Raw genomic sequence first — 23,721 nt, 5'->3', positions numbered from 1 at the left:
TTCCGAGCTGATCGGGAAACGGAGCGGGAGCTGAAGCGGAAAGTGGGCATAGCAAAATATAGTTGACAAAAAAAGCGCCGGATAGTATAGTAAGTTAACAATTGTTAACCATATTAGAGTAGTTAACAATTGTTAACCTAATTGGATAAACTTAACAAATATAACTCATTTATTAGGAGTATGTTATGAAAAAATCGGAATATATATCTATTGCCCAAGTGGCAAAAATGCTGGGAATAAGCAGGATAGCTGTATACAAAAAAGTCAAAAAAGGCGATATAAAAGCTATAAAAATCGGAAGAAGCTATGCAATCCCTCAGAGCGCATTAGATAAGAGATCTATTAACGTCAAGGGTAGACCGCTCAGAGAAGCAGAAAAGCGGACTATTGAAAAAGCGGTTAGAAAAACGGTGCAAGACTATGGAGAAGTTCTAAAAAAACTGGGAAGAGAATAATGCAGATAGTTACGCTTTATGAAATTGAACACATTATCTTTAGTTTAACGTGCGAGAAGCTTTCCTTTAGTGAACCAATTCCTGACTTTGCTACAAGATTTCCCAATGTACTGGAAAGTTGCCTATCGGCTCCGATGCAGACTTTTGGCAGAAAAGATTTATACCCAACATTTATTGACAAAGTAAGCATCTTATTTTACCTGATGATCAAGAATCATCCTTTTCAAAACGGCAATAAAAGAGTCACTATGATTACTTTGTTGTATGTGCTATATAGGAATTCAAAATGGATAAAAGCCGATACGCAAGTTTTGTATAATTTCGCTGTTTGGGTTGCAGAAAGCCCGCCCATGGCCAAGGAAGAGACAATTAATTTTATTGAAAAATTCATAAAGGCGTATATAGTTCCGCTAAAAGGTGAATAAAGTAAATAATATGATAAAGTAGGGAAAAAAGGGGAAAAAAGGGGACGTAGCAGTTAGGGGCAGATAACTTTTAGAAAAAGGGGACGGGGCGGAAGATGGAAACAATATTTGCTATCGGAAAAATTATAATAGGAATCGGCTTAATAGTTTCCGGGTTAGTCCCTAAGTACAGGCCGTTCATCGGAATGTTCGCGGCGTTACTGGTCGCCCTATTACTTGTCGAAAGAATGGTAAAATAATAATAGGTGCCGCATGAAACCCGTACATAAAATATTTTTAACAGCCTTTGCTATTGCAACTTGCTGCGGATTTATAACTCAGGCGGAGGGGGAAGAGATGAAGCAGCCGGAAAAGATTATTCTGCCAAAACCGAATTTAAAAGGCGCGATGAGCGTAGAAGAATGCATCCAAAAACGGCGCTCAGTCAGGTCTTTTTCTTCCAAACCGCTCGCGGCGGAAGAGGTATCGCAGCTATTGTGGGCGACGCAGGGTATTACGGATGCGCGCAGGGGGTTAAGAGCTGCCCCGTCGGCAGGCGCGTTATACCCTCTTGAGATTTATCTGGTAAAAGGCGACGGGGTCTTTTATTACGATATAGAAAACCACGCCATTATAAAAAATAGCGGCGGGGATATGCGCTCCGCACTTTCGGGCGCTGCGCTGGGGCAGGCATCGATAAAAGAGGCGCCGGCCTCAATAGTCATATGCGCAGTCAGGTCAAGAACTACCGCAAAATACGGCGGCCGCGGCAATAGATATGTTGAAATAGAGGCGGGGCACGCGGCCGAGAACCTGCATCTTCAGGCGGTGGCGCTCGGGCTCGCTTCAGTCCCTGTGGGGGCTTTTGACGACAACCAAGTAAAAAAGGTTCTGAATCTGCCAAGCGGCACAGAGCCGTTATATATTATACCGGCGGGACATCCGAAAACGCCGTTCTAACCTGGTTTCCGCTTGAGGCGGATTCGCTTTTGGCGGAAAAATCGGCAGATTAGAAAATTATGATAAAGGGGCCGGGTCACTTTGGGACACGTCACTGAATCTGGGATGTCCGTAAATAGAACGTTACCACCGAAAACTATATAGCAATGAAAGAATACATAAAATTTAAAGAACTATTACAGACATACAACATGGCGGATATTGCGTTTATAAAGTCACTGCTTGATGCCAGTAAAATAGAATATTATGTACAGGGTGATAATTTTCTTGCCGTTAGGCCGTTTGTTCAGGCTGCGAGAATCATGGTAGATAACGAAAAATATAATGAGGCAAAAGAATTATTGAAGGATTACAAGGGCAAATTTACCAGTTTTTCATAATAAATGGTGCCTAGCACGATTAAAAAAAGAAATAGCGTAATGGCATATACAAAAGTTTACTCTACATTCAGCCCCGGAGAACTGCCGCTTATTAAATCCATACTGGAGGCTGACAACATCCACTATTTGGTTACAAATGAATGGAGCGGGGGAATATACCCTCATGCTACCGGTATGGAAGTTATGGTGGAAGATGCGCAGGCAGAAAGAGCCAAAGAGCTAATCGCGGATTTTAAGAAAAATACTAGGTAACTAGGGTAACTAGAAACGCTTTCCGAGGTAATTGGGAAACGGAGCTGGAGCTGAAGCGGAAAGTGTACCTATATTTAGGAGATGCAGCATGGAGATGAAGAAGTCGGCAACTCATAGAAAATGCAAATATCCAGGCTGTAAGCACGTTCTTAGCATTTATAACCATTTGGCCTATTGCAACGTCCATATCGGCGTGATGTCTCATGACGATAATATAAAAGCGGCAGAAAGGGTACGGGCCAAAGGGGAGCACCCTAAAAAGGTAAAAAGTAAAAAGGGGACGAGTAAAAAGGGGGCAGATTAGAAAATGGGAGAGGATTATGGACAATAAAAAATCAGTGGGTTTGATTATAATTGGTGTGTTTGAGATTCTAATCGGTTTGTTCGGCATCTGGAATCTATATTTACTCCTCACTTTTGAAAAAAGGACCGGCAGCACCGCCGGGTTAGGATGGTTATTTTTACCTTTATTATTGGCAGCCGCCCTATTATTCTTTTTAGGCGCCGGTATATTATTACGCGCTAAACTGGCATGGTATCTTCATGTTATAGGCATTCCTCTTACAATCTGTGCTTTGGTTTTATTGTTTATATACTGGGGGATGGGTTTTACGGATCTCGATTTTTGGATGCTAATTGCATTTCCTGCGATTGTTGCGATATTGCTGGTATGCTATCTCATCCTTCCCGGAATACGGGGGCAGTTTTGGGTAAAAGGGGACGCGGCGGAAGGGGACGTCCCGATACAGGAGAAATCGAAAAATGATAGTCATTGATTATGATAAATGTTGCTGGAAGGACGGTAAATGCGTAAGCTGTGGGTGCGGCAGTACCTGCGACGGCTGTGTGGAGGCCTGTCCGGTCGGCGCGTTAGAGAGGCAGAAAAACGTAGTTTTTCATCCCGATGAATGTATTGACTGCGGCGTATGTATAACAGCATGCAAATACGGCGCAATAGCTATAAAAGAGTAAAACAGGAGATACTATAGCGACGGAATGAAATACTTGAGAAAAAGTCATTCCGAAAAGACTTGATTTTGCGGTTCGCCTGTGTTAACATATCCAAAGTTTTCCGCCAAAGGCGGATCCGCCTCTGGCGGACAAAAAAGGAAGGCAAGATGGCCCAACAGCAAACCGACCTAATGGATAAAATAGTATCGTTATGTAAGCGGCGCGGATTCGTGTTTCAATCCAGCGAAATATACGGAGGCCTGGCGAGCACGTGGGATTACGGGCCGCTTGGTGCCGAGCTTAAGCGTAACCTCAAAGACGCGTGGTGGCGCTCCAACGTTTATGAGCGCGATGACATAGAGGGGTTGGATGCCTCTATCCTTATGCACCCCATGACCTGGATGGCTTCCGGGCACGTTGCAGGTTTTGAAGATACACTTGCGGACTGCAAAGGCTGTAAAAAACGCTTTAAGGTCGAAAACCTCGTAAAGAATAAGTGCCCCGAATGCGGCGGGGATGTCACGGAGCCGCGGCAATTTAATCTCATGCTCAAAACTCATCTCGGCGCTGTTCTTGATGAGGCGGGCCTCATATACATGCGGCCCGAGACGGCGCAGGGCATATTCGTAAATTTTCAGAATGTCGTAAACACCTCCCGAAAAAAGATCCCATTTGGCATAGCGCAGATAGGCAAATCTTTCCGCAATGAAGTCACTACCGGAAATTTCACATTCCGCTCGCGCGAATTCGAACAGATGGAGATAGAATTTTTTGTCAAACCCGGCACAGACGAGACTTGGTACGAAAAATGGGTCAACGAGCGGTTCAGCTGGTATACCTCACTCGGCATAAATAAAGACAATCTTCGAAAGCGCCAGCACGAAAAAAGCGAGCTTGCGCATTACGCCAAGGCGTGCACCGATATAGAATATAAATTTCCGTTCGGATGGTCAGAGCTCGAGGGCATAGCCAATAGGACCGATTTTGATTTAAAGCAGCATATGAATTTAAGCGGCAAAGACCTGCAGTATTTCGACGAAGAGACGAAGGAGAGATACATTCCCTACGTCATAGAGCCGTCGGGAGGTATAGACAGGTCCATCCTGGCATTTCTTGCCGATGCCTACCGCGAGGAAAAAGTGAAAGACGAAAAGCGCGTCGTACTCGGACTTCATAAAAAACTCGCGCCGATAAAAGCGGCGATCCTCCCGCTTTTAAAAAATAGGGGAGAGGTCGTCAGCATGGCAAAGTCCCTTGCGGCCGATTTAAGGAAATCCTTAAGAGTGATGTATGACGACACTGCTTCCATCGGCAGATTGTACCGCCGGCAGGACGAAGTGGGTACGCCTTATTGCATTACGATAGATGTAGAGAGTCTCACAGATAAAAAAGTAACAGTGCGCGACCGCGATACCATGAAACAGGATCGCGTCGCGCTTGATAAAGTTAAAGAATATCTGAAAGTGCAGTTTAACATGTAGAAAACAGAGATACTTCGGCAGCTACAATCCTCCTATTCGTCGGATTGCTTAACGCTGCCGCAGTATCAAATTTTCTTCGAAAATTTGAAAGTGAGGTCAGTTGAAATGGGCAGTAAAAGTGCAAGATACGTATACTCCTTCGGCGGCGGAAAGGCCGACGGAAATGAATCGATGAAAAATCTTCTGGGCGGCAAAGGCGCGAACCTTGCCGAGATGGCAGGCCATCCTAAATTACGGCTTCCTGTGCCCCCGGGGTTCACAATAACGACGGACGTAAGCATTCATTATTACAAAAATAAGAAGACATACCCGAAGGACCTGAAAGGCGAGGTCACTAAAGCTCTTTCGAAGGTCGAGCATCTTATGGAGAAGAAGTTCGGCGATGCGGCAAATCCGCTTTTGGTATCCGTGCGCTCCGGCGCGCGCAAATCTATGCCGGGCATGATGGAGACGGTGCTGAACGTAGGTTTAACGGAAAAAACGATACCCGGTATCGTAAAACTTTCGGGCGATGAAAGATTCGTCTACGACGCGTACAGAAGGCTCATCATGATGTACTCCGATGTTGTTATGGAAAAAGCGGCAGGTATTGAGCCGGAAGAGGGTAGGGGAATAAGAAAGCAGCTCGAAGGCATTATGAACGAGATGAAGAAGTCCAAGAATTACAAAACTGATACCGATTTAAAAGTTGGAGATCTAAGGAAGCTTACGACGCTCTTTAAAGAAAGAATCAAGAGCGTTTTAAATAAACCATTTCCCGATGATCCCCACGAACAGCTGTGGGGCGCCGTAAGCGCGGTATTCGCGTCATGGAACGGAAAGCGCGCTATCGCTTACCGCAAGATCGAGGGCATACCCGATGAATGGGGCACTGCCGTAAACGTGCAGTCGATGGTCTTCGGAAATCTGGGCAACGATTCCGCGACAGGTGTCGCGTTTACAAGGGACCCGGGAAACGGCGAAAACAAATTCTACGGCGAATATCTTATAAACGCGCAGGGCGAAGACGTAGTCGCCGGCACAAGGACACCGTCGCCCATAAATAACGAATCGAGAAGCGACCATAATAAAAAGCTTTCCACGCTGGAAGAGCTGATGCCCAAGGCCTACAAGGAACTCTTCGCGATACAGAAAAAACTGGAAAATCACTACAAAGATATGCAGGACATAGAATTCACCATTGAAAAGGGCAGACTCTTTATGCTGCAATGCCGTATCGGCAAACGAAACGGCCCTGCCGCGGTAAGGATAGCACTTGATATGGTGAAAGAGAAGCTTATAACAAACGAGATGGCAGTAATGCGCGTAACTCCGGCGCAGATCGATGAGCTTTTACATCCCATGATAGACCCGAAGGCCGAAAAAGACGGCGATCTTATTGCCAAAGGTTTACCCGCCGGCCCCGGTGGCGGCGTCGGAATGGCAGTATTTACGTCAGAGGATGCCGAGCGATGGGCAAAAGACGGCAAGAAAGTCATTTTAGTCCGTGAAGAGACATCACCCGAAGATGTGCACGGTATGCACTCAAGCCAGGCCATACTTACGTCGAAAGGCGGCATGACATCACACGCCGCTCTTGTGGCGCGCGGATGGGGCAAATGCTGCATAGTCGGATGTGGCTCTATACACATTGAAGAAGGCTCAAGGCGTTTTGTTACCGGCAACACCACTGTAAAAGAAGGCGACTGGATCACATTAAACGGCACTAAGGGCAATGTGTATACCGGCGAACTTCCTTTAGTAGAGCCCCATATTGAACGAGATGTATGTTTTAATAGTTTCATGAAGATATGCGACGAAGTAAGAAAGATGGATGTCAGGACCAATGCCGACAGGCCCGAAGACGCTGCGATAGCAAGAAAATTTGGCGCCGAAGGCATAGGGCTCTGCCGTACCGAGCATATGTTCTTCGATCCTGCTCGAATAAAATCTATAAGGAAGATGATCCTGGCTGAAACGACAGCGGCGAGAGAGAGCGCTCTTGCGGAACTGCTTCCTTATCAGAAGGAAGATTTTAGAGGTATCTTAAAGGCCATGGAAGGCCTGCCTGTCATAATAAGGCTCCTAGATCCGCCTTTACACGAGTTTCTGCCGCAGGAAGACGATAAGAAAAAAGATCTGGCAAAAGACCTCGGTATTTCGCTGGAAAAACTGGAAGCTAGGATCGCGAAACTGCACGAACTCAACCCGATGCTTGGCCATCGCGGATGCCGTCTGGGCGTAACGTATCCGGAGATCACCCGCATGCAGGCCCATGCCGTATTTGAAGCGGCGGCAGAGCTTACCTTGAAGGGAGTCAAGGTATTTCCGGAGATAATGGTTCCGCTCGTCGGATCCGAGACAGAAATAAAAGACCAGTACGATATCATAAAAGCCAAAGCCGAAGAGATCCAGAAGAAGCACAAAATAAAACTTCATTACATGATCGGGACGATGATAGAGATACCGCGCGCCGCGCTTACCGCGGACAAGATCGCCGAAGTCGCGGATTTCTTTTCGTTCGGAACAAATGACCTCACGCAGATGACGTTCGGTTTCAGCCGCGACGATATAGGCGGATTCTTGCCGGCTTATCTTGAGAAGAATATCCTCCCCAAGGATCCGTTCCAGTCTATCGACCGCGACGGCGTGGGCCAGTTGATAAAGATGGGCATAGAAAAAGGCCGCTTGGCAAAGAAGGGTTTGGAAATAGGCATATGCGGAGAGCACGGCGGGGATCCCGACAGTATTGAATTCTGCCACATAGTAGGAATGGATTATGTCAGCTGCTCGCCTTACCGCGTCCCGATTGCGCGGCTTTCGGCGGCACAGGCAGTGGTGAAGAATAAGAAAAAATAACCATGGACGCTATTAAGCTGTATTTAAAAGATATAAAAAATATCCCCCTTCTTACGGCGGAAGAAGAGCTGGACCTTGCCTATAAGATAAAGAAAGGCAGTAAGCCCGCGCGCGCCAAGATGATAAGGTCCAATCTGCGCCTTGTAATAAACATCGCAAAACGCTACAGCTATCTCGGCGTGCCTATGATGGACCTCATCGAAGAGGGTAACCTCGGCCTTATGAAGGGCGTCGAGAAATATAACCCCAAGCGGGGTTACAGGTTTTCAACCTATGCCGCGTGGTGGATAAGGCAGTACATAACCCGCGCCATCGCAAACCAGGGCAAGACCATACGCGTTCCCGTATATATGGTAGAATCCGCGATGCGCTTTAAAAAAATATCAGAGCAGCTGCAGTTGGAACTCAAGCGCAGGCCCAGATTGGGAGAGATAGCCAGACGAATGAAGCTTTCTCTGAAAAGGGTGCGGCAGCTCGACAAGATGGCGGCAAAGATATCGTCGCTTAACGCGCCCATAGGCGAAGAGGGCACGGCGGAATTCATGGATCTTATAGAGGATGAAAACACATCTACAGCCGCCGATGAGCTTGTGGATTTTCTCAAAAAAGAAAAGGTGGGCGAACTCCTAAAACAGATGTCCCCCCGGGAAAGAAAGATCCTTACGCTGCGTTTCGGCTTAAAAGAGGGCATAACTCGTACGCTAGGGTATACGGCAAAAAGGTTTAATATAACCAGAGAGCGAGTGAGGCAGATAGAGTTCGCGGCAATGAAAAAATTGCGCGCCTATCTTAAGCAACAGGAACTTTCCTCAATCCAAGGCACACTGACCCCGTTCCTAAAAGAAAAGGTATAGGTATGAATCCTGTAGCGGATGAATTGAAAGCGGCGATAAGAGACGTCCCGGACTTTCCTAAAAAAGGCATAATATTTAAAGATATAACACCACTTCTAAAAGATGCCGCGCTTTTTAAAAAAGCAGTCGATGCGCTTGTCGACCAGTTCAAAGATAAAAAGATCGACAGAGTGGTAAGCGTAGAGTCGAGGGGCTTCATACTCGGGTCCGCGATCGCCTATAAGTTGGAAGCGAGCTTCATACCCGTTCGCAAAAAAGGAAAGCTGCCCCACCTTACCTATTACGCCGAATATGCGCTCGAGTACGGCACTGATATTCTGGAGATGCATCAGGACGCTATACAAAAAGGCGATAAGGTCCTTATAATCGATGACCTTTTGGCTACGGGTGGGACTCTTGGCGCCGCAATAAATCTGGTAGAGAAGATGGGCGCCGAGATAGCCGGAATAGGGTTTCTTATAGAACTCGCATTTTTAAAAGGCCGCGAGAAGAACAAGGGCCACGAGATCTTTTCTTTGATAAAATATTAAGGACGCCCCGCCACAAAGCGTCGGCGGGGCGTGCAGAGACGCAATAACACGGCACGCGCCTGTAGCTCAGCTGGATAGAGCACAGGTTTCCTAAACCTGGTGTCGCCCGTTCGACTCGGGCCAGGCGCGCCAATCCCGCCGAAGGCGGGATTGATCCCGCGACCGAAGGGAGTCCCGCCAGGGGTAGCGCCGTAAAATCCGCCGAAGGCGGATAGGCGCGGAGGGACCACGAATTTATGATAGACCTACACACTCACACATTATTAAGTGACGGAGAACTTTTACCGAGCGAGCTGGTGCGGCGAGCGGAAGTAAAGGGTTATAAGGCCATCGGCATCACAGACCATTGCGACCGGTCAAATATAGATTTTATAGTGCCGCGAATAGTTAAAGTCGCAAAGGCTCTGAGCCTCTATTGGAAAAATATAAAGGTCATACCGGGCGTGGAGTTGACGCATGTCCCCCTTGAAGAGATAGCCCCCCTTATAAAATACGCGCGGGGAGAAGGCGCAAAGATTATTGTGGTGCATGGCGAAACATTGAGCGAACCCGTTCTTCCCGGTACCAATAGAATGGCCATAGAGAGCGGGGCCGACATACTTGCCCACCCCGGCAATATAAGCGAAGAGGATGCCATGCGAGCCGCCAAAAATGGCGTACACCTCGAAATAACCACCCGCAAGAACCATTCGGCTTCCAATAAGCATGTCGCGGAAATGGCGCGAAAAACAGGCGCCAAGCTTATCCTTAATACTGATACCCATAAGCCGGAAGATATTACGACGAAGGCCGATGCCGAGCGGGTTCTCGGTGACGCAGGGCTCTCGCAACCCGAAATAGAGGAAGTATTTAGGAATTCGGAAATTTTTGCCCAAAGACCTTGACAAAAGCCGGTTTTGTGGTATACTTCTCACAAAAGGTAGCTTTTTGTATAGTTTTACGTAGTGTTACATCCTAACGCCTATACCGCAATAGGCTCTTTAATCTTGAGACGAAAGGTGGTGAAACCAAAAACTCGAAGATGCCTATAAGTTGTGATATAGATATATAAGAGTGTCATCGGGCAAATATTTTCTAACGCCCGTTTTAACATAGAGTAATTTTCTTAACAGAAATAAAGAAAGTAAAATTTTTAAGGAGGTAAGGCATGAAGTTTTTAAGAGCATTGTGTTTAGTCGCTCTTTTGGTTGCTATTACTCTCCCTGTATATGCTGAAACTCAAAGCATAAAGCTGAGCGGTGACATCATAATGAGATGGATCGACCGCAAGAATTATGACTTTAACCAGTGGAATGCGAATGGCGTGGCAGTAGGGACAAGAGACAACAATGCCGCTGACGCCAATTATTTCATGACCACTGCGGAAATTCAGCTCGATGCGGATTTGACGGATAACGTCTCCGCGACGATCAGGGTGGTAAACCAGAGAGATTGGAATGTGCGCATATGGGACGGCGGGGATCACATAAACGGATATGTGTATCCTAGTGATACCGGTCATACGGCTTCAAACGATGAATTCAAAATAGACGTTGACCTTGCTTATGTGACATTGAAAGAATTCTTCTTTGCACCTTTGACAGTGAAGATCGGACGTCAGGACCTTTGGTACGGTAAGGGATTCATCATAGGAGCCAATGGCTGGCAGGATCCTCAGCATCAATTGTCAGGCGACGAATGGTCGGTTCTTAATGCATTTGATGCAGTAAGAGCGACATGGGATGCATCGCCTTGGACGTTGGACCTTGTTTACGCCATGATACTCGAAAACGACATCGGCGCAAATGATGATGAACAGCTGTACGGAGCAAACCTTGGCTGCGATCTAAGCCAGTACAACAATGCCGAAGCCGAATTGTATTATTTCATAAAGAACGACCGAAGCCTGCGCAAAGTTGCCGGCGGCGGCGCTTCTAGCGCTATGAAAGACGGCAATACGGTCCATACCATAGGTATGCGCGGCAGCTTTGATCCGCATGAAGCGATTACGCTTTGGGCGGAAGGTGCTCTTCAGGTAGGTACCTATTATCGTGGTACAACCCAAATAGACGAAAGGCCAAGAGGAGCCGGAGCCGTTGATGTCGGAGGCGAAATGAGGCTTTGGCAGGATCAGTATGCATGGAAGCCGAAACTAGGCGCCGAGTACATCTACTATTCGGGCGAGAAGATAGATGAAGATGTCAATAATACCGACCATCGATATGGTGGTTGGGATAGGATGTATCGCGGCAAAGTTGATAGCGCCATTCATGAATGGTATAATTACCTTTATACCAACAGCATAAATAACGCTACCGTCAACGACAGAGGCGATACAAACCTCCATCAGTTTATCCTAATGGGTTCGTTGCAGCCTATGGATAACCTGAAGGTAAGCGGCCGATGGATAGATTTCTGGCTGGCTCAAGACGCCATAAACGTATTTGGCGGCGGCAACAGGCACGTCGGTAATGAGTTGGATGTCGAATTGAACTATGACTATACAGAAGACGTATCATTCGGCCTTCTGGGCGCATGGTTCTGGTCCGGCGATCATTACATCAGCCCGGAACAGTATAGCGCGAGCGTTGTTTCCGGTGGATCAAATTCCAAGTCCAAGAATGTAGCGACCGAATTAGTCGGTACATGCAAAGTTACGTTCTAAGGTAGTCAGTTAGTTTGTTAGTTGGTTAGTTATTTAGCGATAGGAAACCCAGTCCCGCTTTTGGCGAGACTGGGTTTCCTATTTTATTAGCATATTGACAAGCCTGATTGTGTGTTGTATACTAACTTTTAAAAAGGGGGAAGCATGGCGGAAGATAAAGAAGTCAAGGACGGTAAGGTATTTGCATTGATGGCGTATCTTGGTATTTTGTGTCTTATACCGCTTGTTGTGAAAAAGGATAATAAGTTTGTCCGCTTTCACGGTAAGCAAGGATTGGTCCTGCTTATCGGAGAGTTGGCCGCCGGCATAATCGGCATAATCCCGTTCGTCGGCTGGATCGTAGGTTTTATCAGTATTATATTATTCGGCACGCTTTCGCTATTAGGGATTGTCCAGGTGCTCATGGGCAATTACTGGAAGATTCCCGTAGTGGCGGACCTCGCCGATAAATTCAATATTTAATTTGGATTACGAGAGATTATTAAAAAATTGCGCCGCATGCCCGCGGAAGTGCGGAGTAAACAGGCTAAAGAATGAGCTTGGCTTTTGCAAGGCAGGTAAAGTGGCCGAGGTCTACTCCGCGCACCTTCATTTGGGCGAAGAGCCCCCAATCTCAGGCCAGAACGGTTCCGGCACCATATTCTTTGCGCATTGTAATCTACGCTGCGTATACTGCCAGAATTATCAATTAAGCCAGATTGAAAACGGAAAGCCATTTGAAACGGAAGATCTGGCTGGCCTCATGCTTTCGCTCCAAAAAGAGAAAGCGCATAATATCAATCTTGTAACGCCTACCCATTACGCGCCGCAAATAAGAGAAGCCATCCTCCTCGCGCACAAAGGAGGCCTAAATATACCGATAGTCTACAATACAAGCGGTTATGAGGGAATATCGACACTGCAGCTTTTGGATGGTATTGTGGATGTATACCTTGCCGATATGCGTTACGGCGATAATAAGTATGCGCTGCAGTATTCGACGGCGCCGGATTATGTAGAAGTCAATCAGGCTGCTGTCAAAGAGATGCATAGACAGGCCGGGGATCTAAAGCTGGCGGATAACGGCATCGCAGTCAGAGGCCTTATCATACGCCACCTTATACTTCCTCATAATATAAGCGGCACAGAAGAGGTCCTTAAATTCATATCCCGCTCACTCGGCGAAAAGACATATATCTCTTTCATGAGCCAGTATTACCCCGCCTACAACGCTTTTAAACACAGCGGGCTTTCCCGCCGGATAAACAAAAAAGAGTATGATGAGGCGCTTAAACTTCTGGATAAATACGGCCTTCATAAGGGCTGGGTCCAGGAGTATATGGGCGGCTCAGTCGACGAAGGCTTTGCAGGCACGAATATTGTACTCGATGTGTAACATTGAACTTGAATTCCGCTCGCTCAGGTAAAATTTTTTACGCCTCTCGCCTACGGGAAAAAGCGGGGGCGGTGAACTCGCTCGACACTACCGTGTCGGCTCGCCCCGACGTACCGTCGGGGCCGCTGACGTGTTAATAGCGGGCGGACAGTCCACCGCCCTATTTAACCGCTTTTTCCCGGGCTCGAGGCTAAAATTTTATTCGCTCGCTGGAATATCAAGTTCAATGTATTGCAACGTTGCTTACAACAATATTGATACTTCTCCGAGCGACTGCGAAATTTAGTTTCGAACGAGTCAAAAAGCGGTTTCTAAAAGGGCGAAATTTGTCCGCGGAGCGGGCCCGCCCGTTATATAGGTACGATGGCGGGATGAGGGGGCATGGTAATGCCCCCGAGTTATTTCGCCCCCGCCCCTCGCTAACAGCTTTCCAGGGTGCCCGAGTGGAACGAGGGCACTTTTTGACGAAGTGAGAAGCGTTAAGAATTTCGCCGGAGCGAGGAAAGTATTAATATTGTTGTGCAAAGACAACCACAAAGTTGAGCAACACTTGCAGGAGTGAGGAGAGTATCAATATTATTGACTTATATACGAAATAGTTGTATATTTATACCCATAAATAGGAGTGTAAAGATGAAATTAATTTGTAAATTTTTACTTGTTAGCATCGTATTGTTGCTAATGGCACAGCTTGCCGGATGCGGGGAGACGTTCACCGGCATAGGCAAGGATATTAAAAGAGTCGGGCAGGGTGTCAAGACGATATTCCTCAGAGACGGTAGCTAATGGCAATACATCCCACAGCGGTCATAAATCCCGGAGCAAAGATAGCGCCTGAGGTCGAAATAGGCCCTTACGTTGTGATAGAGGATAACGTAACGATAGGCCCCGGTGTCAAAATATGGGCGAATGCTTATATATCGGAAGGAACCGAGATAGGAGAGTCTTCCGAAGTCCACATGGGCGCTGTTATAGGCCATTTTCCGCAGGATCTATCCTTCCGGAAGAAAAGAAGCTATCTAAAAATAGGCAAGCGCAACATCATCCGGGAATACGCCACTATCCACCGCGGCACCGAGGAGGAGTCTTCCACCATAATAGGCGATGACAATTTTATAATGGGTTTTGTTCATATAGCCCATAACTGCAAGATAGGCAATAACGTTATACTTGCCAATGCCGCTACTTTAGGCGGTCATGTAGAAGTCGAAGACAGGGCCTTTGTTTCGGTATACTGCGCAATACACCAATTTGTCAGGATAGGGGCGGTCTCCATGATATCCGCCCGTACGCGTTTGGGCAAGGACCTGCCGCCGTATATGCTTCTTTCTCCGGCGAGAGGGGAGGCAAGTATTTTCGGCCTAAATGCGCTTGGTTTAAGAAGGGCAGGATTTTCTCTGGAAGTCCGCAGCAATATTAAAAAGGCATATAAGGTGATTTATCATTCCGGACTTAAATTGCCAGAAGCCACACTTCGGCTTGAAGAATCGAACCCCGGTCCGGAAGTGCAGCACCTGATAGATTTCATGAAGAAAAAAACAAAACGAGGATTGTCCCCCCACATCAGAAAGACCTTAGCCGCTCCTGTCGAATTCGCCGAATAATCCCACCGATAGGTGAGGCAGATCTAATCGCTTATATTAAGGCTTGGCTCGTCGAAAAGCACCTTTCCAGTCGATTTCTTACCGCCTGTTATTACAAAACTGAATACGGCTTTCTTCGCGTCCCGCGGAACCAGCCCCCGCACAACCAATTTGGTCCAATTTGTTGACTGGGTTATGCTGTTTGACTTGGCGATCTTTACCTCGTTTTCGAGGGCATCGAGGAATTTTACTTCTATATATGCTTTGGCATCGTTTTTAAGCGGCACATCATTGCGTTTATTGAGCACCCATCCGCTTGCCTCAAAGGCCTTGGACGGAGTTACATCTACAGTTTGGCTTATACCGCCCCACCTTTCACCTTCGCCGTAAAATATCTTTCCTACGCATTTTGATCCCTCATAGGCCATTTCTTTCGGCGCCGGAAATCCGGCCACGCCGTCTTTAGGGTCGTCGGAAGCGCTTCCGCTCCAGTCTGCCCAGTCGGCGGGCGGAAAATCGCCTGCTTCGAAACCGGCGTTCAGAAGTATATTTGCCGCATAGGATTCCGGTGTTACGCAAGATAATAATAGCGCTGTGATAAATATGCACAAAATGTTTCTGGCCATTGCTCACCTCCGTTTAGTTTGAGTAAATGTATTATCCCCCTACGCCATTGTGCATGCGTATCGTCAACAATAGCTTCGGGGGATTCCGCCTGCATGGCAAAAGAATGCCTGAGGCTACAGTAGTATACCATATCTTCGTTTATTTTTGTTGAAAAGCAGCCGCGTAAAGTATATTATAGTCTAACCAGGTTAGATTCGCCAGATTATATTATAGTCTAACCTGGTTAGAGTAAGTATAACATATAAAAAAGGGGAAATGGATGAAAAAATATATGCCTGAAGAGGACTTTACTGCAGAAGACCCATGGCGCGTTTTTCGCATTATGGGCGAATTTGTTGACGGATTTGAGACGCTTTCAAAGGTCGGGCCTGCGGTTTCCATATTCGGATCCGCAAGGACGAAAAAAGGCAGCAAATATTATAGATTAGCCGAACGAATCGGCGCTCTCCTTGCCAAGGAGGGCTATACCGTAATAACCGGTGCCGGGTCGGGAATAATGGAAGCCGGAAATAAGGGGGCAAAGACAGCGGGGGGCGCATCTATAGGATTGAATATCGAGGTTCCCGTTGTGCAGAAGCCAAACAGATATATTACAACTTTACTCGAATTCAGGTACTTTTTCTGCCGAAAAGTCATGTTTGTTAAATATAGTAAGGCCTTTGTAGCGTTGCCGGGCGGCTTCGGAACTCTGGATGAATTATTTGAGGCGCTTACCTTAGTGCAGACAGGAAGAATCATGCCTTTTCCGATAATAATAGCCGGTAAAGAATATTGGAGCGGGCTTTTGGAGTGGGTCAAAAAAAGTATGTGCGGGAATGGCTGTATATCCGAGGCGGATTTAAAACTCCTTCACCTTGTCGATACGCCCGAGGAAGTCGTGGCAATCTTAAGAAAATTTTACGGTTCAAAGAAAAATATCCGCAAGTAATAACATCGTAAAGACATGTATTGATATGGCCAAGAGAATCCTTAATGCTCTAATTCTTTGTTTTATCTCTGTTTCACTATTCGTTTTTATAGCCCTTGTGCTTCTAAATAATTTTTTGGCGCCGGCAATAGAAAAGAAGATACGGCAGTTTGCGGCCGAAAATTTCGACAAGCGCGTGCAGCTTGCTCAAGTAAGCGTAAAACTTCCGGAAGCCATCGTGCATATAGAGGGTTTCGAACTGGCCGCTTGCAGTCTAGGGAAATCCTACGTTTCGATAGCTGCGGGCGAAACAGTCCTGCATTTAAGCCTGATAAGTACGATCTTACAAAAGAAACTCATATTTGATGAAGCGTACCTCAAAGACTGGGTATTTATTATAGAAAAGATTACTCCTTCGCCGTCAAAAACTCCCGCATCGGCCGGCACATCCCAAGGGGGCGGTACGCCCGATTCAACCAAAAACTTATTTTCTTCCATCCATGCGAGGCTAATAAAGGTGGAGAATTTAAAATGCATTTTCAAGGATAGTGTTAATATACAGCCGCCCGCGCCCATTGAGCTGTCAGGCATAAATGGAGTGGTAAACAATTTTTCCGCATCACTGGAAAAGGTGGGGGATTTTAAGGGAAGAGTAAATTTTAAGGGCCACTTCGATTCTGACAATAAAGGGGTACTCAAGGCCGCCGCAAGCGTTTCCAGGGAAGGAGAAAGAGTAGATTTTACGGTGAAGTCGGAGCTTTTGGATGCCGATCTCACATATTTTTCGCGATATTACGCAAATACATCCTTTACCATTATCAAGGAAGCGCGGATAGACATTGCCTCGGATGCCAAATGCAGTAATAATGAATTAATGACTTCGCATGAGGCACATATTTATAATATTAAGCTCAACGATGTAACCCCCCGCCCGGACGACACATTGTTTACTTTGCCGGCCGTCACGGTGATAAATTTTTTCAAAGATTATGGAGGAGAAGTGAAGTTTGGTTTTAACATAAATGGCCCGCTTAACGACCCCAAGTTTGAACCGAGTCCGCTCATACAAAAAGTTCTTTCAAAGGCGCTTGGCGATAGAATTGCGGCAAAGCTTAAAGAATTGCCGCGTGATGTTGCGAAAATGAGCGAAAAGGCGATCAAAGGCGACCTGGACATAGGTAAAGAATCGCAGATCTGGTTTAAAGAGATAGAAAAGAGATTCGGAGATTTCAGGAAAGAATTGAAGGAAAAGTATGATGCCGACAAAAAAGCTGATTGAGAAATGCACAATAAACAAATAGCGGACATATTAAGAAACATTGCCGATATTCTCGAGATACAGGGAGATAATCCTTTTCGCATAAGGGCGTATCGTAAAGCGGCAGATATCGTGGGAAATCTCACCGAAGACATATCGGTAATTGCCGCCAAAAATGGACTGACCGAGCTTCCCGGCATAGGGGAGGACCTTGCATCCAAGATAAAAGAATTTCTCGAAACAGGTAAAATATCTTTCTATGAAAAGCTTCTACGCAAGATAAGCCCGGTGGTATTGGAGATGCTCAATATTCCGGGCGTCGGCCCCAAGACAGCAAAAGTCTTGTATGATAATCTTAATATAAAATCCCTTAAAGACCTTGAGGCAAAGGCGAAGGCAAACCTTATAAGCGGACTGCCGGGGATAAAGGATAAGACCGAAGAGAATATACTGAAAGGGCTGGAATTTTTAAAAAAAGACAGAGGCAGAATGCTCGTTGATACGGCGTTCACGACAGCCGAATATATGATCTCCGGGCTTAGGGGGCTTGCCGAAGTAATTAAGATATCTCCCGCAGGAAGTTTGCGGCGCATGAAAGAGACAATCAGGGATATCGATATACTTGTTACATCTAAAAAGCCCCAGCGCATTATGGAAGCCTTTACGGGGCTTCCCAATGTGGCTAATGTCGTAGCCCGCGGCCCTACAAAATCCAGCGTAATGACAAAAGATAATGTGCAGGTAGACCTGCGGGTGGTGCCCCCAGAGAGTTATGGCGCCGCTCTCATGTATTTTACGGGTTCAAAAGAGCACAATGTAGAATTGCGGAAGATAGCGGTGAGAAGAGGATTGAAAATAAATGAATACGGTGTTTTTAATGTAAAAAATAATAAGAGAATCGCAGGATCCGCGGAGCCGGAAATATACGCTATTTTCAAGATGGGCTACATAGAGCCGGAGCTGAGAGAAAATACAGGCGAAATCCAAAGCGCCCTTAAAGGCAATCTGCCAAAACTTGTGACCATGGATGATATTAAGGGAGATTTTCATATACATACTGAGGCCTCCGACGGCGTATTGACAATTGCCGAGATCGCAAAAACCGCCCGCCAAAAAAAATACAACTACGTGGTCATCACCGACCATTCGGCATCGCTCAAGATAGCCGGCGGGCTTAGCGAAAAGGAATTGTTGCGGCAGAGAAAAAAGTTGGACGCTTTTAATAAAAAAACGAAAGGCATAAAGCTACTGCTTGGTTCCGAAGTAGACATTTTGGACAATGGAAGTATGGATTATAGAGATGATGTGCTGAAAGAACTCGACTTTGTAATCGCGGCCATACATACCGGATTTCAGCAATCCAAGGAAAAGCTTACAACCCGCATTGTAAAGGCCATGCATAACCGTTATGTGAATATGGTAGCCCATCCGAGCGGCAGGCTGATAGGAGAGCGCGCGGCGTACGAACTGGACTACGATAAAATATTTGCCGCTGCCAAAGATACGGGTACGGCGATAGAGATAAATTCTTGCCCCCAAAGGCTGGACATTACCGACGTAAATTGTAAACGCGCGAAAGAAATGGGAGTTAAGATGGCTATCGCTACCGATTCCCACGCCCCAGGCCAGATGGATAATATGATATACGGCGTCAGCGTCGCCAGGCGGGGCTGGCTCGAGAAAAGAGATGTCATAAACTCATTGTCGTCGAAAGAACTCTCAAGCTTCGTTAAAAAGAAGCGTCGATGAGAAGAAAATTATATAAATTATACAATGCGCTATACCGCCATTACGGGCCTCAGAAGTGGTGGCCCGCAAGGACGAAATTCGAGGTCATAGTAGGCGCGATATTAACACAAAATACTTCCTGGAAAAACGCAGAGAAGGCCATAAGGTCACTTGCCGGCGCGAAACTATTAAATCCTCGTTCAATGAAAAAATCCGGCAAGAAAAGAATAGCGTCTTTGATACGGCCGTCCGGTTATTATAACATAAAAGCAGAACGGCTAAAAAATTTTATAGATTTTCTTTTTAGTAAATATGACGGCAGCCTCAGGAAGATGTTTTCCGAAGATACCGAAACTCTGCGCGCTGAACTTTTAGAAGTAAAAGGATTGGGTCCGGAAACAGCGGATTCCATACTTCTTTATGCCGGGGAAAAGCCTGTTTTTGTAGTAGATGCCTACACTAAAAGAATACTGTCGCGCCATAAAGTTATCTCTCTTATAGATACATACGAAAAGGTGCAGCGATTGTTTATGGAAAACATCCGGCCGGACGCGCGTATTTTTAATGAATACCACGCCCTTTTGGTCCGGCTCGCTAAAGACACCTGCAATAAAAAACCTAAGTGTTTGAAATGCCCGGCCAAACACGCGCTCTAAATACATTCATTCTTGTCAAAATCTCTTGATAATAGAATGATTGCAATGTATACTATTTAAGACATTATAACTGTAATATTAGAATTTATTTATATGCGTGAGAAAAAAAAAGGGGGGGATAACGAATGTCAAATCATGAGGGAACAAAAGAATCTGCTAAAAAAACGATAGTGCTTGCTCTTCCACACTTTTTGGATATGTTCGGCTCTTATTATGCCATGGAAATCATGAAGGGCGTAGGAAAGGCGATAGAAAATTATCCTTACGACTTGCAGCTTCATATATTTGACGCTGTGATGGAAGAAGAGGCTATAAAAGAACACCTGACCGCGGTTACCCGCTTGGGCGGGGTTCTTTTTGCGGATATAGACGGCAACCGCAAAATTATCAATATGGTTCGTAAGAATAAGATACCATATATCATAATGAACAATATATTTAACGATAATGAGACAAACTATGTGGGCATAGACAATAAGGTAGCGGCCAAAGAAGCCGTTCAGTATCTTATAGACCTTGGTCATAAAAAGATAGCTACCATAACCGGTAATCCAAAGACGCAATCGGCGATAATGCGCCTTGAAGGGTATCAGGAGGCTCTTCGCGATAACAAAATACAGGAAAATCCGGAATATATAGTAAATGGCGCTTATAACAGGGAAAAAGCCCAGGAAGCAATGGTGAAACTTATAAATGAAAAACCGCGGCCGACGGCTATTTTTGCCGCAAGTGATCTTATGGCTTTCGGAGCTATTATGATGGCGCTAAAAGAAGATGTAAAAGTACCCGAAGAGATCTCGATAATGGGTTTTGATAATAGCCCGCTTGCCGCACTGGGCCACGTTACCATTACTACCGTGAGCCAACCGCTGGCAGAAATCGGTATGGTCTCCGCTAAGGCATTGATCGATATTATAGAGGGGAATATAAAACAACCTTTCCAAAAAATCCTGAAGGCGACCCTGATCATGGGCAGTTCTTGCAGGAAGGTGTAAGGGGGGCTTAAAATGGTGAAGAAGAAAAAGAAAAAAGCCAAAAAAGCCGTAACCAAGAAAAAAATAAAAACCAGAGCAAGAAAATCTAAACCACCCGCAAAGAAAAAAAAGCGGAAGGTCAAAAAGGCAATAAAAAAAGTAAGCATACCCCTTGAAGAAGGAACTCTAATAGGAAAGGTTACGCATTATTTCCCGCATGTTAAAGCAGGTGCCATATTGATAGGAAAAGGCCAGCTTGTTTTAGGCGATATAATACGAGTAAAAGGCCACACATCCGACTTTAAGCAGAAGATAATGTCTATGCAAATAGACAGAGTTTCGGTAGAAAAGGCATCTAAGGGCCAGGAAATAGGCATACTTGTCAAGGCAAGGGTGAGAATACACGACAAGGTTTATAAAATATAAAGCATATGAAACAGCGCACCAAATCGGAGATACCCCCTAGCGTTACCAGTGATTTTAAAATGGGAATGGTGGTGCTGATATTCCTTATTACATGTTTCCATCTCCTCGAAGTAGTCTACTTTCCGAATGTCACGATTGTTTCCAATGAGATCCTGTTAGGTGTTGTGCTTTTGGCAATAGCCTACCTTTGGATACAGGAAGTAAAGGACAGAAAGAGTATACAGGTTATAAACGAAGAGCTCTTAACAACACAGGAGGAGCTTAAAGAATCTAACATTGCCGCAATGAAAGCGCTTATAATGAGCGAAGAGGCGCGGGATACGTATACGAGCGGCCATAGTAGGCGGGTAACGGAATATGCTGTTGCAATAGCAAAAAGAGCGGGCTTGGGCCGTGAAGAGAGAAGGCATATAGAGTACGCAGGCTATCTCCACGACATAGGTAAAATAGGTATTAGTGACGCGATCCTTAATAAGGCCGGAAGCCTGAACGCTGATGAATGGCAAGTTGTAAAAAAACATCCGAACACGGCGCTGGAGATACTGGACCCTCTTAAATTTCTGCCTGAGGAAAAAGTCATAATAAAACATCATCACGAACGATATGACGGTAAAGGTTATCCCGACGGCTTAAAAGAAGAGGTAATTCCCTTAGGCGCAAGAATAATGGCAGTGGCGGATTCATTCGACGCTATGAATTCAAAGAGGCCATACCGTGGCGCCCTTCCTAAAGATAAGATAATATCCGAATTAAAGGCGGCAAAAGGCACTCAGCTTGACCCGAAAATAGTAGATATATTTTTGGCCATGCTCGATAAAGACAACTGGATTTTTGAAAGGAAAGACTAAAAGTAACCATGGAGAACAGGCTGCATAAAAAGATATTATTGGGATTGGGGCTTGATACCAAAGACGGCCACGTAAGGGTCACTAAGGGTAAGAATTTCAGGCTTTACGGAGGGTCGGAAGAGACGCACGAATTTATGCAGGATAAGGCCGTCAAGTTTAATGAGGCTTTGGATAAAAAGGGCAAAACTTTAGATAACATCAATAAGGAAGAATTTTATGATATCGCGTCCAAAATCGGCCTGAAAATAAATGAGAATAAAGATAGGTAGATGTATGCCGCCAAAAAATCAGAAAAATGACAACGAAAAAAGAAAATACCTAAGGCTGGACAGCGTTTTTCCCATAGAGTTCCAAGTCGTGGGGGGAGATCGCAGGGAACCTCTTTCGGAAATGAAAGAAGGCTTTACGCGCAACATTGGCAAAGGCGGCATGGGCATATTTGCCAAGACGCTAAAAGAGCACGACAAAGAGGTATTCAGCTTTGTTCCCAATGAAACGAAATTGCGGCTTATAATTAATATTCCGTTGGACGCTGAACCTATTGAATCCTTTGCTACGGTTGAATGGGTAGAGAAAGAGCCGGGCCACATAGTAGATACCTATGCTTTCGGTGTTTCATACGATTTTATAAATGAGATAGAATACGAAAGAATAGTAGATTATGTGCGATGGCTGCGTTTAAAACCGCGTCTTAGCATGCTGGCAGTGGTGATTCTTGGCGTATTTTTGACTCTTACCACTATCGGTTTATTGCAAATAAATGCCAGAAGGATGGAGAAAGAAAAGGAGTTATTGGTTTACTCGGCGGAGAGTAAGCGCGCAGAGGCATCAACGGCCGAAGCGGAAAAAAATCGTGTCCGAGCGGAATCGGAACTTATGGATGTTCAAAACAAGCAATCGGAAATAGAAGAGAGGATTAAAAAGATAGAGGAAGAGAAGACAGCGCTTGAGAGAAAAGCCCAATTAAGCGAGGAAGACAGGACTGCCTTGCAAGAAGCGCTTGAGGAAGTAACACAGAAAAAAGACGCGTTAGAGCAGAGCGCGGAAGAGGCTGAAGAGAGCTTAGTAACGCCAGTAGAGGCTGAGAGTGAACCTCTGGATGCCAGTGGTATTTCTGCCCAGAGGATCAAACTGGAAGCGGGGGTACATAAAAGGTTTAATGAATTAATTTTGGATGGCAAAATACATCCGCTCAGCGCCTATGTATCCGCTCACAGGGGCAGCATATATCACGCAGCAGCGCTCTTTGCGCTCGCAGAGCTGAGATATAAGGCCGGCGATGCATCTTTAGCGGAAGCAAATTATATTCAGATAGTCCAGCTTTACCCGAGAAGCAAATATGCCCGGTATGCCAGCCACAGGCTGGATCAAATACGCCAGAAGCATAATTATGTAAGATACAGCCTTAAAGACTTGTGCGAGAAGTATAATTTGCCCGAATTGTTCGACTACCGCAACATCGAACCGTATCATGCTTCCCAGTAAATTGTTAGGAGAATGCAAGCTTTGATATTTCTGGCTTGACTTCTATGATTTTTGTGTTATATTAATATTCAATAGTGGGATTACGTTAATAGAACAACTTAAAAT

The 23,721-nt window shown here is 45.7% G+C and carries 29 protein-coding genes and 1 tRNA gene; 29 read left to right on the top strand and 1 reads right to left on the bottom strand.

From position 1 onward, the window contains the following. Window positions 1-185 precede the first annotated feature (185 nt). The 20 genes from KKI13_06825 (at window position 186) to lpxA (ending at window position 14,728) form a co-directional block, all read left to right on the top strand. Window positions 186-455 carry a helix-turn-helix domain-containing protein gene (locus KKI13_06825; protein MBU4488752.1) on the top strand — a complete coding sequence of 90 codons (270 nt, stop codon included), beginning with the start codon at window positions 186-188 and terminating at the stop codon, window positions 453-455. Continuing rightward, on the top strand, window positions 455-880 hold the full coding sequence (locus tag KKI13_06820; GenBank protein MBU4488751.1) for a type II toxin-antitoxin system death-on-curing family toxin: 426 nt from the start codon (window positions 455-457) through the stop codon (window positions 878-880). Before KKI13_06825 ends, KKI13_06820 begins: the two co-directional genes overlap by 1 nt. A gap of 95 nt (window positions 881-975) precedes the next feature. Beyond that, window positions 976-1,119: a hypothetical protein gene (locus KKI13_06815; GenBank protein ID MBU4488750.1), complete on the top strand. Its 144-nt coding sequence runs from the start codon at window positions 976-978 to the stop codon at window positions 1,117-1,119. Between the two features lie 97 nt (window positions 1,120-1,216). Then, window positions 1,217-1,819: a SagB/ThcOx family dehydrogenase gene (locus KKI13_06810; protein MBU4488749.1), complete on the top strand. Its 603-nt coding sequence runs from the start codon at window positions 1,217-1,219 to the stop codon at window positions 1,817-1,819. A 146-nt stretch (window positions 1,820-1,965) separates the two neighbouring features. Next, complete coding sequence (locus tag KKI13_06805; GenBank protein ID MBU4488748.1) at window positions 1,966-2,199, top strand: DUF2007 domain-containing protein; 234 nt, start codon at window positions 1,966-1,968, stop codon at window positions 2,197-2,199. 39 nt (window positions 2,200-2,238) lie between these two features. Beyond that, a complete protein-coding gene (locus KKI13_06800; protein MBU4488747.1) occupies window positions 2,239-2,451 on the top strand; it encodes a DUF2007 domain-containing protein in 213 nt (70 codons plus the stop codon). A gap of 88 nt (window positions 2,452-2,539) precedes the next feature. Next, a complete protein-coding gene (locus tag KKI13_06795; GenBank protein ID MBU4488746.1) occupies window positions 2,540-2,755 on the top strand; it encodes a hypothetical protein in 216 nt (71 codons plus the stop codon). Window positions 2,756-2,771: 16 nt separating this feature from the next. Continuing rightward, on the top strand, window positions 2,772-3,227 hold the full coding sequence (locus KKI13_06790) for a hypothetical protein (protein ID MBU4488745.1): 456 nt from the start codon (window positions 2,772-2,774) through the stop codon (window positions 3,225-3,227). Beyond that, the gene (locus KKI13_06785) at window positions 3,214-3,423 is read left to right on the top strand and encodes a 4Fe-4S binding protein (GenBank protein ID MBU4488744.1); all 210 of its coding nucleotides are present in this window, start codon (window positions 3,214-3,216) and stop codon (window positions 3,421-3,423) included. Before KKI13_06790 ends, KKI13_06785 begins: the two co-directional genes overlap by 14 nt. 170 nt (window positions 3,424-3,593) lie before the next feature. Continuing rightward, the gene (locus KKI13_06780; protein MBU4488743.1) at window positions 3,594-4,883 is read left to right on the top strand and encodes a glycine--tRNA ligase; all 1,290 of its coding nucleotides are present in this window, start codon (window positions 3,594-3,596) and stop codon (window positions 4,881-4,883) included. 105 nt (window positions 4,884-4,988) lie between these two features. Then, complete coding sequence (gene ppdK, locus KKI13_06775) at window positions 4,989-7,721, top strand: pyruvate, phosphate dikinase (protein MBU4488742.1); 2,733 nt, start codon at window positions 4,989-4,991, stop codon at window positions 7,719-7,721. Window positions 7,722-7,723: 2 nt separating this feature from the next. Beyond that, a complete protein-coding gene (locus KKI13_06770; protein ID MBU4488741.1) occupies window positions 7,724-8,575 on the top strand; it encodes a sigma-70 family RNA polymerase sigma factor in 852 nt (283 codons plus the stop codon). A gap of 2 nt (window positions 8,576-8,577) precedes the next feature. Beyond that, a complete protein-coding gene (locus KKI13_06765) occupies window positions 8,578-9,105 on the top strand; it encodes an adenine phosphoribosyltransferase (protein ID MBU4488740.1) in 528 nt (175 codons plus the stop codon). A 55-nt stretch (window positions 9,106-9,160) separates the two neighbouring features. Continuing rightward, window positions 9,161-9,237 (top strand) — tRNA-Arg (locus KKI13_06760). Window positions 9,238-9,341: 104 nt separating this feature from the next. After that, entirely contained in the window at window positions 9,342-9,989 is a 648-nt protein-coding gene (locus KKI13_06755) for a histidinol phosphate phosphatase domain-containing protein (protein MBU4488739.1), read from the top strand. 263 nt (window positions 9,990-10,252) lie between these two features. Further along, window positions 10,253-11,749 carry an alginate export family protein gene (locus tag KKI13_06750; protein MBU4488738.1) on the top strand — a complete coding sequence of 499 codons (1,497 nt, stop codon included), beginning with the start codon at window positions 10,253-10,255 and terminating at the stop codon, window positions 11,747-11,749. Window positions 11,750-11,893: 144 nt separating this feature from the next. Continuing rightward, window positions 11,894-12,211, top strand: coding sequence for a hypothetical protein (locus KKI13_06745; GenBank protein ID MBU4488737.1), 318 nt, complete (start codon window positions 11,894-11,896; stop codon window positions 12,209-12,211). After that, complete coding sequence (locus tag KKI13_06740) at window positions 12,195-13,124, top strand: 4Fe-4S cluster-binding domain-containing protein (protein ID MBU4488736.1); 930 nt, start codon at window positions 12,195-12,197, stop codon at window positions 13,122-13,124. The genes KKI13_06745 and KKI13_06740 overlap by 17 nt, the downstream gene beginning before the upstream one ends. Window positions 13,125-13,757: 633 nt before the next feature. Further along, window positions 13,758-13,910, top strand: coding sequence for an entericidin EcnAB (locus tag KKI13_06735; GenBank protein ID MBU4488735.1), 153 nt, complete (start codon window positions 13,758-13,760; stop codon window positions 13,908-13,910). Then, window positions 13,910-14,728 (top strand): acyl-ACP--UDP-N-acetylglucosamine O-acyltransferase, encoded by an 819-nt coding sequence (gene lpxA, locus KKI13_06730; protein ID MBU4488734.1) that lies wholly within the window; start codon window positions 13,910-13,912, stop codon window positions 14,726-14,728. Before KKI13_06735 ends, lpxA begins: the two co-directional genes overlap by 1 nt. A 23-nt stretch (window positions 14,729-14,751) precedes the next feature. On the opposite strand, the gene KKI13_06725 is transcribed toward lpxA, so the two are convergent. Next, entirely contained in the window at window positions 14,752-15,333 is a 582-nt protein-coding gene (locus KKI13_06725) for a hypothetical protein (protein ID MBU4488733.1), read from the bottom strand. A gap of 260 nt (window positions 15,334-15,593) precedes the next feature. On the opposite strand from KKI13_06725, the gene KKI13_06720 reads away from it, so the two are divergent. The 9 genes from KKI13_06720 to KKI13_06680 all read left to right on the top strand — a co-directional run bounded on the left by KKI13_06720 (window position 15,594) and on the right by KKI13_06680 (window position 23,616). Next, on the top strand, window positions 15,594-16,262 hold the full coding sequence (locus KKI13_06720) for a TIGR00730 family Rossman fold protein (GenBank protein MBU4488732.1): 669 nt from the start codon (window positions 15,594-15,596) through the stop codon (window positions 16,260-16,262). A gap of 25 nt (window positions 16,263-16,287) precedes the next feature. Next, window positions 16,288-17,520: a hypothetical protein gene (locus KKI13_06715; GenBank protein ID MBU4488731.1), complete on the top strand. Its 1,233-nt coding sequence runs from the start codon at window positions 16,288-16,290 to the stop codon at window positions 17,518-17,520. A gap of 3 nt (window positions 17,521-17,523) precedes the next feature. Continuing rightward, window positions 17,524-19,248 carry a DNA polymerase/3'-5' exonuclease PolX gene (gene polX, locus KKI13_06710; protein ID MBU4488730.1) on the top strand — a complete coding sequence of 575 codons (1,725 nt, stop codon included), beginning with the start codon at window positions 17,524-17,526 and terminating at the stop codon, window positions 19,246-19,248. Next, on the top strand, window positions 19,245-19,883 hold the full coding sequence (locus KKI13_06705) for an endonuclease III domain-containing protein (GenBank protein ID MBU4488729.1): 639 nt from the start codon (window positions 19,245-19,247) through the stop codon (window positions 19,881-19,883). The genes polX and KKI13_06705 overlap by 4 nt, the downstream gene beginning before the upstream one ends. Window positions 19,884-20,008: 125 nt before the next feature. Beyond that, window positions 20,009-20,878: a substrate-binding domain-containing protein gene (locus tag KKI13_06700; GenBank protein ID MBU4488728.1), complete on the top strand. Its 870-nt coding sequence runs from the start codon at window positions 20,009-20,011 to the stop codon at window positions 20,876-20,878. Window positions 20,879-20,890: 12 nt separating this feature from the next. Continuing rightward, on the top strand, window positions 20,891-21,283 hold the full coding sequence (locus tag KKI13_06695) for a hypothetical protein (GenBank protein MBU4488727.1): 393 nt from the start codon (window positions 20,891-20,893) through the stop codon (window positions 21,281-21,283). A gap of 5 nt (window positions 21,284-21,288) precedes the next feature. Beyond that, window positions 21,289-22,131, top strand: coding sequence for an HD domain-containing protein (locus tag KKI13_06690; protein MBU4488726.1), 843 nt, complete (start codon window positions 21,289-21,291; stop codon window positions 22,129-22,131). Window positions 22,132-22,139: 8 nt separating this feature from the next. Next, a complete protein-coding gene (locus KKI13_06685; protein ID MBU4488725.1) occupies window positions 22,140-22,400 on the top strand; it encodes a hypothetical protein in 261 nt (86 codons plus the stop codon). A 4-nt stretch (window positions 22,401-22,404) separates the two neighbouring features. Beyond that, a complete protein-coding gene (locus tag KKI13_06680) occupies window positions 22,405-23,616 on the top strand; it encodes a hypothetical protein (protein MBU4488724.1) in 1,212 nt (403 codons plus the stop codon). Window positions 23,617-23,721 lie beyond the last annotated feature (105 nt).

It is taken from the genome of Candidatus Omnitrophota bacterium (genome assembly GCA_018894435.1).
In the GTDB taxonomy this organism is placed as follows: Bacteria; Omnitrophota; Gorgyraeia; order JAHIPI01; family JAHIPI01; genus JAHIPI01.
Note: the sequence above shows the minus strand (reverse complement) of the source record. Positions and strands in the feature narration are given on the sequence as shown.

What these genes read in the sequence shown, in the direction of transcription:
- KKI13_06745 (MBU4488737.1), top strand. Translation starts at nt 11,894, where the DNA reads ATGGCGGAAGATAAAGAAGTCAAGGACGGTAAGGTATTTGCATTGATG.
- KKI13_06750 (MBU4488738.1), top strand. Translation starts at nt 10,253, where the DNA reads ATGAAGTTTTTAAGAGCATTGTGTTTAGTCGCTCTTTTGGTTGCTATT.
- KKI13_06725 (MBU4488733.1), bottom strand. Translation starts at nt 15,333, where the DNA reads ATGGCCAGAAACATTTTGTGCATATTTATCACAGCGCTATTATTATCT.
- KKI13_06695 (MBU4488727.1), top strand. Translation starts at nt 20,891, where the DNA reads ATGGTGAAGAAGAAAAAGAAAAAAGCCAAAAAAGCCGTAACCAAGAAA.
- KKI13_06810 (MBU4488749.1), top strand. Translation starts at nt 1,217, where the DNA reads ATGAAGCAGCCGGAAAAGATTATTCTGCCAAAACCGAATTTAAAAGGC.
- KKI13_06800 (MBU4488747.1), top strand. Translation starts at nt 2,239, where the DNA reads ATGGCATATACAAAAGTTTACTCTACATTCAGCCCCGGAGAACTGCCG.
- KKI13_06815 (MBU4488750.1), top strand. Translation starts at nt 976, where the DNA reads ATGGAAACAATATTTGCTATCGGAAAAATTATAATAGGAATCGGCTTA.
- polX (MBU4488730.1), top strand. Translation starts at nt 17,524, where the DNA reads ATGCACAATAAACAAATAGCGGACATATTAAGAAACATTGCCGATATT.
- KKI13_06755 (MBU4488739.1), top strand. Translation starts at nt 9,342, where the DNA reads ATGATAGACCTACACACTCACACATTATTAAGTGACGGAGAACTTTTA.
- KKI13_06785 (MBU4488744.1), top strand. Translation starts at nt 3,214, where the DNA reads ATGATAGTCATTGATTATGATAAATGTTGCTGGAAGGACGGTAAATGC.
- KKI13_06820 (MBU4488751.1), top strand. Translation starts at nt 455, where the DNA reads ATGCAGATAGTTACGCTTTATGAAATTGAACACATTATCTTTAGTTTA.
- KKI13_06685 (MBU4488725.1), top strand. Translation starts at nt 22,140, where the DNA reads ATGGAGAACAGGCTGCATAAAAAGATATTATTGGGATTGGGGCTTGAT.
- lpxA (MBU4488734.1), top strand. Translation starts at nt 13,910, where the DNA reads ATGGCAATACATCCCACAGCGGTCATAAATCCCGGAGCAAAGATAGCG.
- KKI13_06790 (MBU4488745.1), top strand. Translation starts at nt 2,772, where the DNA reads ATGGACAATAAAAAATCAGTGGGTTTGATTATAATTGGTGTGTTTGAG.
- KKI13_06735 (MBU4488735.1), top strand. Translation starts at nt 13,758, where the DNA reads ATGAAATTAATTTGTAAATTTTTACTTGTTAGCATCGTATTGTTGCTA.
- ppdK (MBU4488742.1), top strand. Translation starts at nt 4,989, where the DNA reads ATGGGCAGTAAAAGTGCAAGATACGTATACTCCTTCGGCGGCGGAAAG.
- KKI13_06715 (MBU4488731.1), top strand. Translation starts at nt 16,288, where the DNA reads ATGGCCAAGAGAATCCTTAATGCTCTAATTCTTTGTTTTATCTCTGTT.
- KKI13_06805 (MBU4488748.1), top strand. Translation starts at nt 1,966, where the DNA reads ATGAAAGAATACATAAAATTTAAAGAACTATTACAGACATACAACATG.
- KKI13_06780 (MBU4488743.1), top strand. Translation starts at nt 3,594, where the DNA reads ATGGATAAAATAGTATCGTTATGTAAGCGGCGCGGATTCGTGTTTCAA.
- KKI13_06705 (MBU4488729.1), top strand. Translation starts at nt 19,245, where the DNA reads ATGAGAAGAAAATTATATAAATTATACAATGCGCTATACCGCCATTAC.
- KKI13_06765 (MBU4488740.1), top strand. Translation starts at nt 8,578, where the DNA reads ATGAATCCTGTAGCGGATGAATTGAAAGCGGCGATAAGAGACGTCCCG.
- KKI13_06690 (MBU4488726.1), top strand. Translation starts at nt 21,289, where the DNA reads ATGAAACAGCGCACCAAATCGGAGATACCCCCTAGCGTTACCAGTGAT.
- KKI13_06825 (MBU4488752.1), top strand. Translation starts at nt 186, where the DNA reads ATGAAAAAATCGGAATATATATCTATTGCCCAAGTGGCAAAAATGCTG.
- KKI13_06720 (MBU4488732.1), top strand. Translation starts at nt 15,594, where the DNA reads ATGAAAAAATATATGCCTGAAGAGGACTTTACTGCAGAAGACCCATGG.
- KKI13_06680 (MBU4488724.1), top strand. Translation starts at nt 22,405, where the DNA reads ATGCCGCCAAAAAATCAGAAAAATGACAACGAAAAAAGAAAATACCTA.
- KKI13_06795 (MBU4488746.1), top strand. Translation starts at nt 2,540, where the DNA reads ATGGAGATGAAGAAGTCGGCAACTCATAGAAAATGCAAATATCCAGGC.
- KKI13_06770 (MBU4488741.1), top strand. Translation starts at nt 7,724, where the DNA reads ATGGACGCTATTAAGCTGTATTTAAAAGATATAAAAAATATCCCCCTT.
- KKI13_06700 (MBU4488728.1), top strand. Translation starts at nt 20,009, where the DNA reads ATGTCAAATCATGAGGGAACAAAAGAATCTGCTAAAAAAACGATAGTG.